The sequence below is a fragment of the Streptomyces sp. NPDC030021 genome (assembly GCF_055574035.1).
The window spans coordinates 475,930-490,691 of record NZ_JBVIAH010000005.1 but is presented as its reverse complement, the minus strand read 5'-3'; the positions used below and the strand labels follow the sequence as shown (position 1 = coordinate 490,691).

Here is a 14,762-nt window from a genome sequence, read left to right as displayed (position 1 = left end):
GACGCCTTCAAGCAGGGCTCCATCGACGGCGCCTGGGTACCCGAGCCCACCGCCTCCAAGCTCGTCTCCGACGGCGGCTCCGTCCTCCTCGACGAGACCGCCCTGTGGCCCGACAAGAAGTTCGTGATCACGAACATCATCGTGTCCCAGAAGTTCCTCAAGGAACACCCGGACGTGGTCGAGGCCGTACTGCGCGGCACCGTGAAGACCAACGAGTGGATCCACGCCAACCAGGACAAGGCCAAGGCCTCCGCCAACGCCCGCCTCGAAGCCGAAGGCGGCAAGCCGCTCGACGCGAAGGTCATCGACCCCGCATGGCCCAGCATCGCCATCACCGACGACCCGCTGGCCGCCACCCTGAAGACCCAGTCGGAATGGGCCGTCAAGGCCAAGCTCATCGAGGAACCCGACCTCGCCGGCATCTACGACCTCACGCTCCTGAACAAGGTCCTCAAGGCCGCCGGCAAGCCCGAGGTCTCCGACGCCGGCCTCGGCGCCAAGTAACCCCGCAATCCAGCAATCCCAGGAGGTGACGACCATGGCCACCACGCTTGCCAAGGCTGCCGAGGGCTCCGTCGCGGAGCGCACGCACGCCGCCCGCATCGAGCACGTCTCGAAGTCCTTCTCCGGCCCGGCCGGATCGCAGCTCGTCCTGGACGACATCAGCCTCGATGTCGCTCCCGGCGAGTTCGTCACCATCCTGGGCGCTTCGGGGTGTGGAAAGTCCACCCTGCTGAACCTGGTCGCGGGTCTGGACAAGCCGTCCGCGGGGTCCATCGAGACCCCCGGCGGCCGCCCGGCGCTGATGTTCCAGGAGCACGCCCTCTTCCCGTGGCTGACCGCGGGCAAGAACATCGAACTCGCCCTGCGCCTGCGCGGGGTGGCCAAGGCCGAGCGCCGCCCGGAGGCCGAGCGGCTGCTGGAGCTGGTCCGCCTCGGCGGCTCGTACGGCAAGCGCGTGCACGAGCTGTCCGGCGGTATGCGCCAGCGCGTGGCCCTGGCCCGGGCGCTCGCCCAGGACAGCCGGCTGCTGCTGATGGACGAGCCGTTCGCCGCGCTCGACGCCATCACCCGGGACGTGCTGCACGGCGAACTCACCCGCATCTGGGCCGAGACCGGGCTGTCCGTCCTCTTCGTCACCCACAACGTGCGCGAGGCCGTCCGCCTCGCCCAGCGCGTGGTCCTGCTCTCCTCCCGGCCCGGCCGGGTCGCGAAGGAATGGACCGTGGACATCCCGCAGCCGCGCCGCATCGAGGACGCGGACGTCGCGGAACTGTCCCTGGAGATCACTGAACACCTGCGTGGGGAGATCCGCCGCCATGGCCAGCACTGACATCACTTCGAAGGCCACGGGCAAGACCGACGACCTGGCCGGCCTGGAGGCGGGCCTCGACGCCCTCGACGCGGTCCAGACCCACCGCACCCCGGTCCGCGAGATCCTCGTCAAGAAGGTCTTCCCGCCGGTCCTGGCCGTGAGCCTGGTGCTCCTGGTCTGGCAGGTCCTCGTCGCGACGCACGTGGCCGAGGAGACCAAGCTGCCCCCGCTGTCCGCGGTGTGGGACAGCCTGTCCGACATGTGGGTCAAGGGGACGCTGCTGGAGGTCATCTGGACCAGCGTCTCCCGCGGTCTGCTCGGCTTCCTGCTGGCCCTGGCCATCGGTACGCCGCTCGGACTGCTCGTCGCCCGGGTGAAGTTCGTCCGCGCCGCGATCGGCCCGATCCTGCAGGGCCTGCAGTCGCTGCCGTCGGTGGCCTGGGTGCCGCCGGCCGTCCTGTGGTTCGGCCTGAACGACGCGATGATGTACACGGTGATCCTGCTGGGCGCCGTCCCGTCCATCGCCAACGGCCTCGTCTCCGGCATCGACCAGATCCCGCCGCTGTACCTGCGAGCCGGCCGCACCCTGGGTGCCACCGGTCTGCGCGGGGCCCGGCACATCGTCATGCCGGCCGCGCTGCCCGGCTACCTGGCCGGTCTGAAGCAGGGCTGGGCCTTCTCCTGGCGCTCGCTGATGGCCGCCGAGATCATCGCCTCCTCGCCGGACCTGGGCCTGGGCCTGGGCCAGTTGCTGGAGAACGGCCGCAACAACATCGACCTGCCCGGCGTGTTCCTCGCGATCATCCTGATCCTGGTGGTCGGCATCGCCATCGACCTGCTGATCTTCAGCCCGGTCGAGCGGTGGGTGCTGCGCAGCCGCGGCCTGCTGGCGAAGAGCTGATCACCGTGTCCCCCGCACTCCTGGTCATCGCCCACGGCAGCCGCGATCCGCGGCACGCGGCGACCGTGCACGCCCTCGCGGGGCGGGTGCGGGCGCTGCGGCCGGGGCTGCGCGTGGAGACGGCCTTCCTGGACTTCAACACCCCGTCGGTGGGGCAGGCCCTGTCCTCGCTCTACCTGTCCGGCGTACGGGAGGTCGTGGCGCTCCCGCTGCTGCTGACCCGCGCCTTCCACGCGAAGTCCGACATCCCGGCGGCGCTCGCCGAGTCGACCTCGCGCCTGCCGGGGCTGTCGGTGCGGGTGGCGGACGTCCTCGGACCGTCCCCGCTCCTGCTGACCGCCCTGGAACGCCGGCTCGCCGAGGCCGGCCTCACCCCGGCGGACCGCGCCACCACCGCCGTGGTGCTCGCGTCCGCCGGCTCCACGGACCCGGAGGCGATCGCAGTGATCGCTGAAACCGCGCGGGAGTGGCGGCGCACCGGTTGGTGTGCCGTGCGGCCTGCGTTCGCCTCCGCTGCTCTGCCCCGTACGGAGGACGCCGTACGGGCCCTGCGCGCCGAGGGCTTCGCGCGGGTGGCGGTGGCCCCGTACGTCATCGCCCCCGGCCGCCTCCCGGACCGCATCGCGGCCGGCGCCGGCGCCGCGGGCGCCGACGTCGTCGCGGACGTCCTGGGCGCCGCCCCGGAACTGGCCCGGCTGCTGCTGCGCCGCTTCGACGCGGCCACGACGGCGTCGGCCCGGCTGCCCGCGCTGACCGCGTAGGCAGGCTCAGGCCGCGGCCGCCCTGCGGCGGCGGGCCGACGGCGCGCGGGCGTACAGCAGGCGGACGATCGCCTCGGCGGTGAGCAGCAGGACCACCGGCCAGGGCGCCGGCGCGTCCGAGACCACGGCGACCAGGACCGGTACGGCGATGCCCGGCACGGCCCACACCGCCACGCCCGCGAGGCTGCGGCCGAAGCGCAGGGCGCTGACGGCGTGGGCCGCGCGGTAGAGGGCCAGGCCTCCGGCCAGCGCCCGGACCGGGCCCTGGGCGAGGTGCGCGTGGCCCGACTCCTCGACCGCGGTGGCCAGTCCGGCGGCCATGCGGAGGATCCCGGCGGTCACGAAGTAGTGGAGGAACCCGCCGGGGGTTCGCGTACGAGCCCCGAGCCTGCCCCCCCCCGGCCGCCTCCCGGCACCGGCGTACCGCCGGGTCATCCGGATCGGCGCGGACCGCGGCCCGGAACACGAGGACCTCGGACGCGGGCCTCAGGCGCGGGCCTCGGACGCGGGCCTCAGGCGCGGGCCGCCGCCTCGTCCGCGAGGGCCGTCAGGTCCACGGCGGACATCGCGCCGGGCGGCAGGCCCTCCCGGGCGAAGATGTTCGCCGCGTGCCGCAGGACGTCGTTGACCGGGGTCGGCACCCCGTGCAGCCGGCCCAGCAGGGAGATCTCCCCGTTGAGGTAGTCCGCCTCCACCGAGCCCGTGCCCCGCGCCAGGCTCTGCCAGGACGAGCCGCCCCGCACCCCTGCCGGCTGGTTCACCTTGCCCTCGCGCGCCGACGCCTGCTCGGCGTCCGAGGCGTAGGCGATGCCCGCCGCGAGGAAGACGGCCTTGCCTTCGCGGACGGCCCGCAGGAGCAGCGCGGCCTTCACCGGGTCCGGCTCCGGTCCGGTCGTCGCCTGGATCGCGTTGCCCAGGTTCCCGAGCAGCTTCGCGTACTTCCACCGCATCACGTCCTCGGCCGGCGGCGCCCCGAAGCCGGCCTTGCCGAGGTCCGCCGCGACGGCCAGGGACACGGCGTCCGTGCCGCCCGCCGCCCGGCCCACGTGCAGGACCCCGGTCAGCGGCGCGCACAGCGCCGAGACCACGCCCGGCTCCAGGAAGGTGGCGGGCAGCCATACGCACACCCCGTACACGCGCGCGAAGCGCCGTAGCGCCAGCCGCTCGCTCTCCACGCCGTTCTGCGCGCACAGCACCGGCAGCCGCTGCGCGGCCGTACCGCCGCCCGCGACCTCCGCGTCGCCCCACGCGTCGAGCGCGGCGATGGCGTCCTGGGTCTTCACGGACAGCAACAGGACGTCGTCCGGGCGCAGTTCACCCAGTTCGTCCGGTCCGGTGACGACGGGCAGCCGGTGCACCCGGGTCCCGTCGGCCGTCGTGAGCCGCAGCCCCTCGGTCCGCAGGGCCTGCGCGTGCGCGCCGCGGGTGACGAGGACGACCTCGCCGCCCGCCTCCGCGAGCCGTCCGCCGATGGTGGCGCCGACCGCGCCCGCGCCGATGATGATGTAACGCATGCCACGAGCCTGGCACATCCGGCCCGCCGGGTCGCCGTCGGGGCACGGCGAGCTTCCGTGCCGCCGCGGGACGCGCCTTACGCGTGGTAGTTCTGCCAGCCGGCGGGATCCATCCGGACGATGTTCAGCAGATCCCCGGCGAGTTGCTCCTCGAAGAGGAATCCCCGGAATGCCTCGGGGACCATCTTGGAGTTGATCACGACGGCGGGGGTGCCCGGTCCGACCGGGTCGTCCCCCGTCTGCCGGTACGCCGACTGCGAGGCGGTGACGAAGTCCTGGTACTTCATGGTGGACACCGCGGTGTCGAAGGCCTCGCCGCGCAGACCGGGCACCTGTTCGGCGAGCGCGAGCAGGCGCTCCGTGGTGAAGCCGCCCGACTCCTCGACCGCCGTCTGGTTCCCGATCAGCACGGCGTGGTACTCGGCGAACTTCTGACCGTCCAGCGCGGCGCGAAGGGCGTTGACGGCGCGCTTGGAGCCGTCGCCGCCCAGCCTGTCGTCCTTGAAGGAGGCGAAGGTGTACTCCGTCCTCACCTGGCGCCTGAAGGTCTGCGTGCGGATCGCCTTGGCGCCGGTCGACTCGAAGTCCAGCACGACCGGGCACCGCGGGTCCTCGTAGAGCCGGACGACCGTCTTCGCGAGGGGGTCCCCCACCGTGATCGTCGTGCCGTCCGCCGCCAGGGCCTCGGGCAGGTCCGTGATCCCCGCGTACGAAGCCGGCGGCGCGGCCCCGGTCGACGACGTGGCGGACGCCCCCTGCCCACAGCCGGCCGTGGCCACCGCGAGCGCACCCCACGCAACCGCGGCGGCCAGCCGTCTGACCCTTCTGATCTGCATCTTTTCCCCTCCCGATGAACGCCCGAACTCTAGACGTCCACCGGCCCGGGGCGCACTCCTGTTTGTACGGCTCCGGCGCGGGGCCTCGGGCCCGGGGTCAGAGCGCGGTCAGCTCCACGAGCTTGGCGACGGTGTTCCAGTTGCGGGTGGTCACGTCGATGCCCTTGACGACGGCGGGCTTGGCGAGGGCCTCGGCAAGCTTGGATCGGCCCAGGCCGTCGGGGACGTAGAGGTAGAGGACGCGCTCGCCGATCCGGTACTCCTCGGGAAGGTACGCCGCCCCGTCGAGCGCGGCGAACCGCTCCGGGCCGGGCTGTTCGGAGCAGAACGTGACGTGCAACTGCCTGCCCTCCAGCTCCGCGGCCGGGAACGGACAGGCCTCGGCGATGGCACGCAGGTACGCGCCGTCCAGCACCAGGCAGGCCACGCGGAAGCCGAAGTGGGCCTCGATGGCCGCCTCCAGCTCCCGGGCGACGGCCGTCAGGTCCTGCCGCGTGCTGCTGAAGACGGCGTTGCCGCTCTGCAGGTACGTCGCCACGTCGCCGTGGCCGAGCCCCTCCAGCAGCGCACGCAGCTCCGCCATCGGGACCTTCTTGTTCCCGCCGACATTGATCCCGCGCAGCAGGGCCGCGTACTTCTTCTTCGTCGCCTTCTCGGCCATCGCCTTCTTCGTCATGGGCGCACCCTAGAACCCGCCTACGACAATTCGGCCTCGATGAGGTCGGCCGCCTCTCGTGTGCCGCCCTCGGTCGCCATCTGCGCGCGGACGGCCTCCGCGCGGGCGGCGACCTCGGGGTCGGTGACGAGTTGGAGGACCGCCTCGCGCAGGGTCGCCGCGTCGGCGTCCGCCATCGGGACGTGCCGGGCCACGCCGAGGGAGACGAGCATGTCGGCGTTGCCGAACTGGTCGACGGCCTGCGGGACGGCGACCATCGGGGTGGCGGTGGCGAGGCCCTCCTGGCTGCCGCCGGCGCCCGCGTGGGTGATGAAGGCGTCGGCCCGGCGCAGGATGTCCAGCTGGGGAACCCAGCGGTGCACCTCGACACCGGCCGGGACCGGGCCCAGGTCCGCCTCGTCGGTGAACTTGCCGATCTGGAGGACGAGATACCAGTCGGGCAGGTCCGCGAAGGCCTCGATGCAGGCGCGGTAGAAGGCCGGCTGCCTCGTGAAGGCGGAGCCGAGCGAGACGAGCACGATCTTCTTGCCCTCGGCGGCCGGGGGCCTGTGCCAGGTGCCCTGGGTGGCGCTGCGGTCGCCCTGGCAGGCACCGACGAAGGTGTACACGGACCTGTCGACCCGGTCGGCGTGCGGCTGGAGCGCCTGCGGGATGAGGACGATGCTGCGCCGCGGGCGGCCCTGGAAGCGGTCGACGTCGTCGCCGAGGCCGTTCCCGGTGAGCCAGGCCGCGAAGGCCGCGTAGTACGCCCGGCCGCGCTCGGAGGCCTTCAGCCCGGCGAACATCGGCTCGGCCACCTCCTGCTCGTATCCGTCCCAGGCGACCAGGTTCGGGGAGAGGGAGACGGCGGGGACGCCCCAGCGATGGGCGAGCACGGGCGCCGGGTAGGAGGTGATGTCGTGGAGCACGAGGTCCGGCTCGTCGCCCTCGAAGGCGGCGGCGAGCTGCGGGAGCGCCTGGACGGCGTCCTTCAGGAACGGCTCCAGGTTGTCGATGAGCTCGGTGCCCCAGGCCTCCGGCTCGTCGTCGGTCGGGAGGGTGGAGGTGTAGATCACGGGCGTGGCGCCGGTCTCCGCGACCTTCTCGGCGAAGGAGGCGGGGATGGCGTAGCTGACGCGGTGGCCCCGGGCCACGAGTTCACGGATCACCTCGATGCTCGGGTTCACGTGCCCGTGGGCGGCGATGGAGAACATGGCGATGTGGGCGGGCTTGGCTGCGGTCATGATCGAACGATAAGCGAGACGATACGTCTCGTGCAATTTCTTTCCGGCCGATCACGCCGGACCGGCCGGGCGGGACGAATCGGAAGAGCCGGAGGAGCCGGAGGAGCCGGAGGAGCCGGAGGAGCCCGACGGACCCGATGAGCCGGACGGGCCGGACGGGTGGTCCGACGCCGTGATGCGCGCGACGTCGACGATGAGCGAGTCGAGCCAGGCCAGCGCGGCGAAGAACCGCGGCGAGGAGGCACCCGGCGGGTCATCCAGCGCGGGCCCGCCGGGCGGCGGCGCGCCCTGCGGATCCGGGAGATCCGGGGCATCCGGAGCCGCCCCCGCCCGCTCGGCCGCCTCCCGCATCCGGGTGGCCACCCCCGCCGCCCGGCCGTCCAGCCGGGCGCCGTTGTCCGGGCCCACGGCCGGGCCGCCGCGTACGATGAGCCGCCGCGAACCCCACAGCACGTGGTGGCCCGTGATCATGGCCGCCTGCCAGTCCGTCGTGGGGTCCTCGGTGTTCCGGGGCTCGCTCTGGTGCTGCGCGAAGGCGGACTCCGCCATGATCAGCGCGTGCTGGAGCGACTGGTCGTCGGGAGTCTGCCCCGGCCCGCCCTCCACCACGGCGGCCGTGGTCCGCTCGACGTTCTCGGCCTCCCTCGTCAGCAGCAGGGCGACCGCCCGGTGCAGCTCCCGCTGCGCCCCGCGCGGCCAGGCGAGCACCCCGAACACGACGCCGATCAGGCTGCCGATGACCACGTTCAGGATCCTGACCTCGGCCAGCTGCCACGTCACGGGGGCCAGCTGCGCGAAGACGAAGGCCACCACGAGGGTGAACATGCCCTGCGCCCAGCCCACGCCCCGCACCGGCCCCACCCGGAACGCCGTGAGCATCACGAACGGCAGGGCGATGGCGTAGATGGTGGTGTGGCCACCGATCAGGGCCAGCAGGAGCCCCGTGACCAGGGCTCCGAGCATGGTGCCGGTGATCGCCACGCGGACGGTCGCCCGGGTCTGGGCGGCGGTGGTCCGGGTCAGGCTGAGGACGGCCAGCATCGCCCAGAAGCCGTGGGGCAGCGAGTCCACGCCCGCGACCGTACGGGCTGCGGCGAGCGCGAGCGCGATCCGTACGGCGTTCTGGAAGTACACCGACCGGGGCCCCGCGTGTCCCGCCATCCGGTGCCACCACAGGCGCGGCGCGAGCTGACCCGCGTACCAGAAGCGCCCGGCGTCGACATCGGCGGGCTTCCGCGCGTGCCGGCCCCGTACCGCCAGCGCAGCAGCCGTCGTCAGGGCCACGGCGGCGTCGGACACCTCCAGCACGGCCGCCCGGCGGCGGCCCCGCGCGACGGTCGTCGGCGGCTCCCGCGCGGCCGCCGACGCCGCCTCCTCCCGTACGCGCCGCAGGGCGTCGGCCGCTTCGGTCGTGTCGGCCGTGCCGTCCAGCAGGGCCGCGGTCTCGGTGACGGCCCGGGCGACCGCGGCCAGCACCTCGGCCTCCGGCACCTTGGGCGGCCGGTCCGGCGGCGGCGGCTCGGGGGGCGCCGGGGGCAGGTTCACCATGCGGCTCAGGAGCGTACGGGTGGCCAGGCCCACATGGGCGAGGGCGCGGTCGTGCAGCCCCGGCCCGGCGGGCCGGTCCGCCTCGTCGATCCGGAACGGCCGCAGCGACTCCCCGGCCGCCCGGGCCGTCTCCGCCGAGACGGCGGACAGCGTGTACGGGGCACGGCCCAGCTCGGCGGCGCAGCGGGCGGCGGTGCTGGCCGCCCCGGCGGCCAGCCGCCGGTAGGTGGGCCCGGGTTCCTCGGGCAGGAGGAAGACCTCGGCGAGGACCAGCAGCACCAGGCCGAAGGTCGCCCCCACGAGCCGTTCGACGAGGGTGTCCGGTGCGTAGGGCGGGAAGCACGGCAGGATGTAGAGCAGCTGCAGTCCCGGGGCCGCGCCCGCCGCGCGGGGCCCGGCCGCCGCCACGAAGGCCAGGGCGAAGCCGATGAGGAGCATGCCGACCACGGCGCTCCAGGTCCGGATCGCCAGGTAGGTGCCGATCGTCAGCAGCACCCAGGCCACGGGCGTCGCCTTGACCATGACGGCCGCCCGCTGGCGTCCGGTGCCGGGGATGTGGGAGAGGGCCGCCATCGACACCGCGGCGAACAGGGCGTAGGTCGCCGCCACCGGCCGGTCCAGCGCGTACAGGCACACGAAGAACGAGACGCACGCGGCGAGGGTGGTGCGCAGGGCGCGCCGCGTCACGACCGAGGGACCCCGGTCGGCGCGTCCGTCACGTTCGGCGCACATGACTCCAGGATCGGGCCACCTGCCGGAAGCCACCACATACTGGCGGACGGCAGCGGATCCACGGCAGGATCCGGAAGAGACGGCCCAGGGGCGAGAGCGGCGGTATGGACGAGGCACGGGCGAGGAACGTACTGGCGGCAGCGGGCCTGACCGGGGGCGCGCCCGGGGCGGCGGTCCTCCTCGCGCTGGGCGAGAACGCGGTCTTCGCCGTCGGCGACGTGGTGGTGAAGGTGGGCCGGGAGGCGGCGCTGCTGGAGCGGGCCGAGCGGGAACTCGCGGTGGCCGGCTGGTTCGCCGCGTCCGGGATCCCTGCGGTCCGCGCGGCCGAGCCGAAGCCGCGGCTGGTGGACGGGCACCCGCTGACCCTGTGGCACCGGCTCCCGGACGCGGTGCGGCCGGCGGGGCCCGGGGACCTGGCGGCGCTGCTGCGCCTCGTGCACGCCCTGCCCGAGCCGCCGTTCACCCTGCCCTCGCGGGACCTGCTGGACGGGGTCGAGCGCTGGCTGCGGCTGGCGGGGGACGCCGTCGACCCGGCCGACGCGGCCTATTTGCGGGCCCGCCGGGACGCGTACGCCGGTGAGCTGGCGGCCCTGACCCCGCGGCTGCCCCCGGGCCCGGTGCACGGCGACGCCCTGCCCCGCAACGTCCACGTGGGCCCCGACGGCCCGGCCCTGGTCGACCTGGAGACCGTGTCGGCCGATCTGCGCGAGCACGACCTGGTGGTGATGGCGCTCTCCCGCGACCGGTACGGCATGCCCGCCGAGGAGTACGAGGCGTTCGTGACGGCGTACGGGTGGGACGTCCGCGACTGGGAGGGCTGCGCGGTCCTGCGCGGCGCCCGGGAGACGGCCAGCTGCGCCTGGGTCGCTCAGCACGCCCCGGCCAACCCGAGGGCCCTGGCCGAATTCCGCCGCCGCGTGGCCTCCCTCAGGGAGGGCGACCGGGAAACGCAGTGGCACTCCTTCTAGGGCGGTCTTGCCGGTCAGGCCTGCCTGGGGTCTGCCGTCAAAGTGATCTCGGATTGTGGATCACGGCATGGTGACACGCCGCCGTGAACGGGGTCCTCCGGGACGCTTTGTGGGTCCGGCGCCGCTCAGTCAGACCGTTTTCCCCTGACCACCCGAGCCCGAGCCCGGGCCCGCGCCCGCGCCCACCAGCACCGGTTCCGCCGCCGCGGAGGCATGCGCCGGGGCGACGGCGACCGCCGCGACCGCCGCGACCGGCACCGACTGCTCCAGGGACTGCGGCGGCCAGCGGCGATTCACCGCCTTGGTCAGCTTGCGGCCCAGGTTCTGGAACGGCATCTCCACCAGCCGGTACACCACCCAGCAGACCACCAGCAGCACCGCGACGTACCCGGCCACCCACGACCACCGCTCGACGAACGGCATCGCGGCCAGCTTGTTGTAGTAGAGGTTGCTGTCCCAGCCGAGCCGCCACAGCAGGAACTTCTTCACCGGCCAGTGCAGCAGGTAGACCGAGAAGCTCACCGCGCCCAGCCAGGTCAGCACGCGCGGCAGCCGCCGGTTTCGCAGCAGGAAGAAGAGCCCGAACGACGCCCACGCCGCCAGGTAGGCGTTGGTCCACGCCGGCCAGGTGAAGGTCGCGGTCGCGCGCCCCATCGCGTCCCGGTTGTACATCCACCCCGCCATGGCGCCCGCCGCCACCACGAAACCGACGGACATCCAGGCCTCGATGCGCTCGATCTGCCCGTGCTGCGCCCGGTAGATCACCGTGCCCGCGAACATCGTCGCGAGGATGGTGAAGGTCTCGTACGCGGGCGTCCGGCCGTTGGTGAACACCAGCAGCATGCCCAACCCGCCCAGCAGCAGACCGCCGATCCGGGCCAGCGCCGCATTGCCGCTGATCATGCAGAGCACGCCCATGACCACGACGAGCACGGCGGCAGCCACGAGGTGGTTGAGCTCCGCAAGGGTGTGGGTCAGGCCGTTCGACGGGATCCAGACGCCCAGAATGAGCGCGGCCCCCGCCGCTGCGACCGCGATCGGCGTGGTACGCCGGTGCCAGGCGACCGTGAAGAGGCTGCTGACGAAGAAATAGAAGAGCATCTCGTACGTGAGTGTCCACGAGATGCCGAGCGCATTCACCACGCCCAGCATGTCCGACAGCATCAGGCCGTTACCTGCCAGCCAGAGCTTGTCGTGCCCGTAGCCGTCGAAGGTGAGGACCTGGTAGTCGTTCGGCAGGAGGAACTCGGCGAGGAGCATGGTCACGATCAGCGCCGGATAGATCCGGAAGATCCGGCCGATCCAGAACGCCCGGACGTCACCGCGGCGCTCCAGCGAAGCCGGGATGATGTATCCGCTGACGATGAAGAATGCGATGACTCCGTAGAAGCCGAGGTCGAAGCGGGCCGCGATGGTGCCGCCGTTGGGGATCAACCTCATGATCTCGAAGTGGTGGGCCGCCACGGCCAGCGCGGCGATCCCACGCAGCGCGTCCAGCCAGCCGAGCCGGCTTCCCGGCGCTGCGGCGCGTTCCCCTCGCCAGGCCCTCCATGCTCCCCGCCGAGCCGGCAATCCCTTGGTCATCATCCGCCGGAGACTAGCCCATGCGGAGTACCCAGCCGCCGCAGGGGTCCGCCAGCCGCGTCACCAACCTGTCCGGACAACACACCTGGTGCTGTGACCGGAAAGGTTTGCCGGGTCGCGGCGTCCGGTGCGGTGCATCGCAAGGCGGAGGCCGCGGGCCGTACTGGACGTACTTCCGTGGTCCGACAACGCGGCGAGGTGCCGTGCCGGGCGTCGCGACCCGGTGGACCTTTCCGGTCACAGCACTAGGCCGGGACCAGGCCCCGCAGCGGCCAGGCCTCGTCGATCACCGCGTCCGGGGTGCCCTGGCGGCGCAGGTACGACTGGAAGTCCCGGGCCCAGCGCGCGTGCCAGGTGCTCTGCCGCGCGTGCAGGTCGGCCGGGGTGAGCGCGGCCACCTCCGGATGCCGCTCGGCTATCGCCCGGGCCACCTGGACCGCGGCCAGTGCGTCCGCCCCGGCGTCGTGCGCGTCGTCGAGGGTGACCCCGTACACCCCGCAGACCGCCTCCAGGGTCCGCTTGCCCCGCCGGTAGCGGTCCACGGCCCGGTCGATGGTCAGCGGGTCCACCACCGGCCCGGTCTGTGCCCCGCCCAGCCGGTCGGCCAGCGAGGGCAGCCCGTGCCGGGCCAGCTCGGCCGTCAGCAGGGTCAGGTCGAAGGCCGCGTTGTACGCGACCACCACCGCGCCGGCGCGCCAGTGGCCGACCAGGGCCTCGGCGACCTCGTCCGCGACCTCCCGCACCGGGCGTCCCTCGGCGACCGCGCGCTCCGTGCTGATCCCGTGGATCGCCGAGGCTCCGTCAGGGATCGGTATCCCCGGGTCCGCGAGCCAGCCGCGCCGCTCGCGCACCGCTCCGGCCCGCACCTCGACCAGGGCCGCCGTCACGATCCGCGATTCCCCCGGCTCCGTGCCGGTCGTCTCCAGGTCGAATCCGATCAGCACACCGCCGTGCCAGTCCCCCATGCCGTGCCAGTCCTCCACCCCGTGCCCCTCCCCCGTACAACGCCTTCGGTCAACGGGTTTCAGCCTGCCACGGGGCACTGACAGCCAGGCCGCCGGGGCCGCCGGGGCGTGGATCAGATGCCCAGGCTCAGCCATCCCCGCCCCGCGTCGTACCGTTCCCGTGCCTGCTCCGGATCCGCGTACTTTCCCTCGGGCGATGCGCCAGCACCGTTCCCCGCCCCCTCGTGGGCCGTGCCGCGTAGGCCGTGCCGTGTAGGCCGTGCCGTGTAGGCCGTGCCCCGCGTCAGGACACCGGCCGGGAGTCCTCCCACATCGACTCGAACTCTTCCCGGTACGTCGTGAACAACCCGTGCTCCGCATCCTTCGGCACCCCGCGCCCACCGCCCCGCAGCACCAGGACGGGCGACTCCATGCCGCGCGCCCGCCGCAGGTAGGACTGGACCACCGCGATGCCCGAGGACTGCCCCTCCACCAGGTAGGCGGTGAACCGCGGGGTCTCGTCGAAGACGTGGATCTCGAAGCGGGAGGGGTCCCGCAGACCCGCCCGGACCCGGCGGACGTGCAGGATGTTCATCTCCACCGAGCGGCTCAGCTCGCCCTTGCGCAGCCCCAGCTCCCGCTCGCGCCGCTTCACGGCGCTGCTCGCCGGGTTCAGGAACAGCAGCCGCACCCGGCACCCGGCCTCCGTGAGCCGGACGAGTCTTCGGCCCGAGAAGTTCTGGACCAGCAGGTTGAGCCCTATGCCGATGGCGTCGAGCCGCCGCGCGCCCCCGAAGAGGTCCTCGGCCGGGAGCTGGCGCTGCAGCCGTACCCGGTCGGGGTGGACCGAGATGACGTCCGCGTACCGGTCGCCCACCAGGTCTTCGACGGCGTCGATCGGCAGCCGCTCCGCGGAGGGGCTGCCGGAGACCCCGCCCAGCACCTCCAGCAGGCGCGCCGAGGCCCGCTCCGCCTGCTCCAGCACGGGCCGGGACAGCGCCCGGTTGCGGGAGACGACGTTGCGGGTGACCTCCAGCTCGTCCAGGGCCAGCTCGATCTCGCGCCGGTCGTCGAAGTACGGCTCGAAGCACGGCCAGTGCTGGACCATCAGCTCGCGCAGCTGGGGCAGGGTCAGGAAGCTCAGCACGTTGTCGTCGGCGGAGTCGAGCAGGTAGCCCTTGCGCCTGCTGACCTCGCGCACGGCCACGGCCCGCTGCACCCATTCCTGCCCGGCGGGCCCGGCGGCCGCGACGACCCAGTCGTCCGTGCCGTGCACCGGTTCGTAGATCGGCCGGAGCACCGCCCCGACCACCGCGCGCAGCCGCTGTTCGATGAGATTCAGCCATATGTAGGCACGGCCGGCCCGCTGTGCCCGGGTCCGGACCTCGCTCCAGGCCTCCGTGCCCCAGTCCAGCTCCACGCCGGTCCCCGCGTTCCCGGCCGCCGCCGGTCCGCCCGCCAGGGAGACCGCCCCGGCCGGGATCCCCGCGGGTGTCCCGTCGGGGACACCCCCTGGGGCGTCCGCCGGGCCACCCTCGTGACTGCTGTCACCAGGGGGCAGCTCCAGACCTCCCGAGCTCACCCGTGCACCGCCTTCTGCGTCTGGACGCCCGTCTCCAGTGATCACGGAAGGGTACTCCGCGCGCACGGCCCGGTGCAGCCCGACGGCCCGTACAGGGGCTGTCCGTTGACCCATTATCCGATGCGCAGACAGTCCGCTGACCCGCATATCGGCTCTGCGGGTCACCCGGTAGGACCCC

The 14,762-nt window shown here is 73.3% G+C and carries 14 protein-coding genes; 5 read left to right on the top strand and 9 right to left on the bottom strand.

The window, feature by feature from the left end; genetic code table 11:
- The 4 genes from ACZ4YL_RS13255 to ACZ4YL_RS13240 all read left to right on the top strand — a co-directional run.
- A partial coding sequence (locus tag ACZ4YL_RS13255; protein ID WP_468116248.1) for an ABC transporter substrate-binding protein occupies positions 1-504 on the top strand: 504 nt, incomplete at its 5' end.
- Positions 505-538: 34 nt separating this feature from the next.
- The gene (locus tag ACZ4YL_RS13250; protein ID WP_189739530.1) at positions 539-1,333 is read left to right on the top strand and encodes an ABC transporter ATP-binding protein; all 795 of its coding nucleotides are present in this window, start codon (positions 539-541) and stop codon (positions 1,331-1,333) included.
- Positions 1,320-2,216 (top strand): ABC transporter permease, encoded by an 897-nt coding sequence (locus ACZ4YL_RS13245; protein WP_468116246.1) that lies wholly within the window; start codon positions 1,320-1,322, stop codon positions 2,214-2,216. Before ACZ4YL_RS13250 ends, ACZ4YL_RS13245 begins: the two co-directional genes overlap by 14 nt.
- Positions 2,217-2,221: 5 nt before the next feature.
- On the top strand, positions 2,222-2,977 hold the full coding sequence (locus tag ACZ4YL_RS13240; RefSeq protein WP_468116244.1) for a sirohydrochlorin chelatase: 756 nt from the start codon (positions 2,222-2,224) through the stop codon (positions 2,975-2,977).
- Between the two features lie 6 nt (positions 2,978-2,983).
- Here ACZ4YL_RS13240 and ACZ4YL_RS13235 read toward each other — a convergent pair whose 3' ends face one another.
- From ACZ4YL_RS13235 to ACZ4YL_RS13210, 6 genes are all read right to left on the bottom strand, one after another.
- The gene (locus ACZ4YL_RS13235) at positions 2,984-3,412 is read right to left on the bottom strand and encodes a low temperature requirement protein A (protein WP_468116242.1); all 429 of its coding nucleotides are present in this window, start codon (positions 3,410-3,412) and stop codon (positions 2,984-2,986) included.
- A gap of 77 nt (positions 3,413-3,489) precedes the next feature.
- Positions 3,490-4,491 (bottom strand): ketopantoate reductase family protein, encoded by a 1,002-nt coding sequence (locus ACZ4YL_RS13230; RefSeq protein ID WP_468116240.1) that lies wholly within the window; start codon positions 4,489-4,491, stop codon positions 3,490-3,492.
- A gap of 77 nt (positions 4,492-4,568) precedes the next feature.
- Positions 4,569-5,327, bottom strand: coding sequence for a DsbA family protein (locus ACZ4YL_RS13225; RefSeq protein WP_468116238.1), 759 nt, complete (start codon positions 5,325-5,327; stop codon positions 4,569-4,571).
- A 97-nt stretch (positions 5,328-5,424) separates the two neighbouring features.
- On the bottom strand, positions 5,425-6,003 hold the full coding sequence (locus ACZ4YL_RS13220; RefSeq protein ID WP_468116236.1) for a DUF1697 domain-containing protein: 579 nt from the start codon (positions 6,001-6,003) through the stop codon (positions 5,425-5,427).
- Between the two features lie 20 nt (positions 6,004-6,023).
- A complete protein-coding gene (mgt, locus tag ACZ4YL_RS13215) occupies positions 6,024-7,226 on the bottom strand; it encodes a macrolide-inactivating glycosyltransferase (protein WP_468116234.1) in 1,203 nt (400 codons plus the stop codon).
- 51 nt (positions 7,227-7,277) lie between these two features.
- On the bottom strand, positions 7,278-9,506 hold the full coding sequence (locus ACZ4YL_RS13210) for an FUSC family protein (RefSeq protein WP_468116232.1): 2,229 nt from the start codon (positions 9,504-9,506) through the stop codon (positions 7,278-7,280).
- A gap of 104 nt (positions 9,507-9,610) precedes the next feature.
- Here ACZ4YL_RS13210 and ACZ4YL_RS13205 point away from each other — a divergent pair, with 104 nt between their 5' ends.
- Positions 9,611-10,474, top strand: coding sequence for a phosphotransferase enzyme family protein (locus ACZ4YL_RS13205; RefSeq protein WP_468116230.1), 864 nt, complete (start codon positions 9,611-9,613; stop codon positions 10,472-10,474).
- Between the two features lie 129 nt (positions 10,475-10,603).
- Here ACZ4YL_RS13205 and ACZ4YL_RS13200 read toward each other — a convergent pair whose 3' ends face one another.
- From ACZ4YL_RS13200 to ACZ4YL_RS13190, 3 genes are all read right to left on the bottom strand, one after another.
- A complete protein-coding gene (locus ACZ4YL_RS13200) occupies positions 10,604-12,061 on the bottom strand; it encodes an acyltransferase family protein (protein ID WP_468116228.1) in 1,458 nt (485 codons plus the stop codon).
- A 242-nt stretch (positions 12,062-12,303) separates the two neighbouring features.
- A complete protein-coding gene (locus tag ACZ4YL_RS13195) occupies positions 12,304-13,023 on the bottom strand; it encodes an exonuclease domain-containing protein (RefSeq protein WP_468116295.1) in 720 nt (239 codons plus the stop codon).
- A 283-nt stretch (positions 13,024-13,306) separates the two neighbouring features.
- On the bottom strand, positions 13,307-14,584 hold the full coding sequence (locus ACZ4YL_RS13190) for an SAV2148 family HEPN domain-containing protein (RefSeq protein ID WP_468116226.1): 1,278 nt from the start codon (positions 14,582-14,584) through the stop codon (positions 13,307-13,309).
- Positions 14,585-14,762 lie beyond the last annotated feature (178 nt).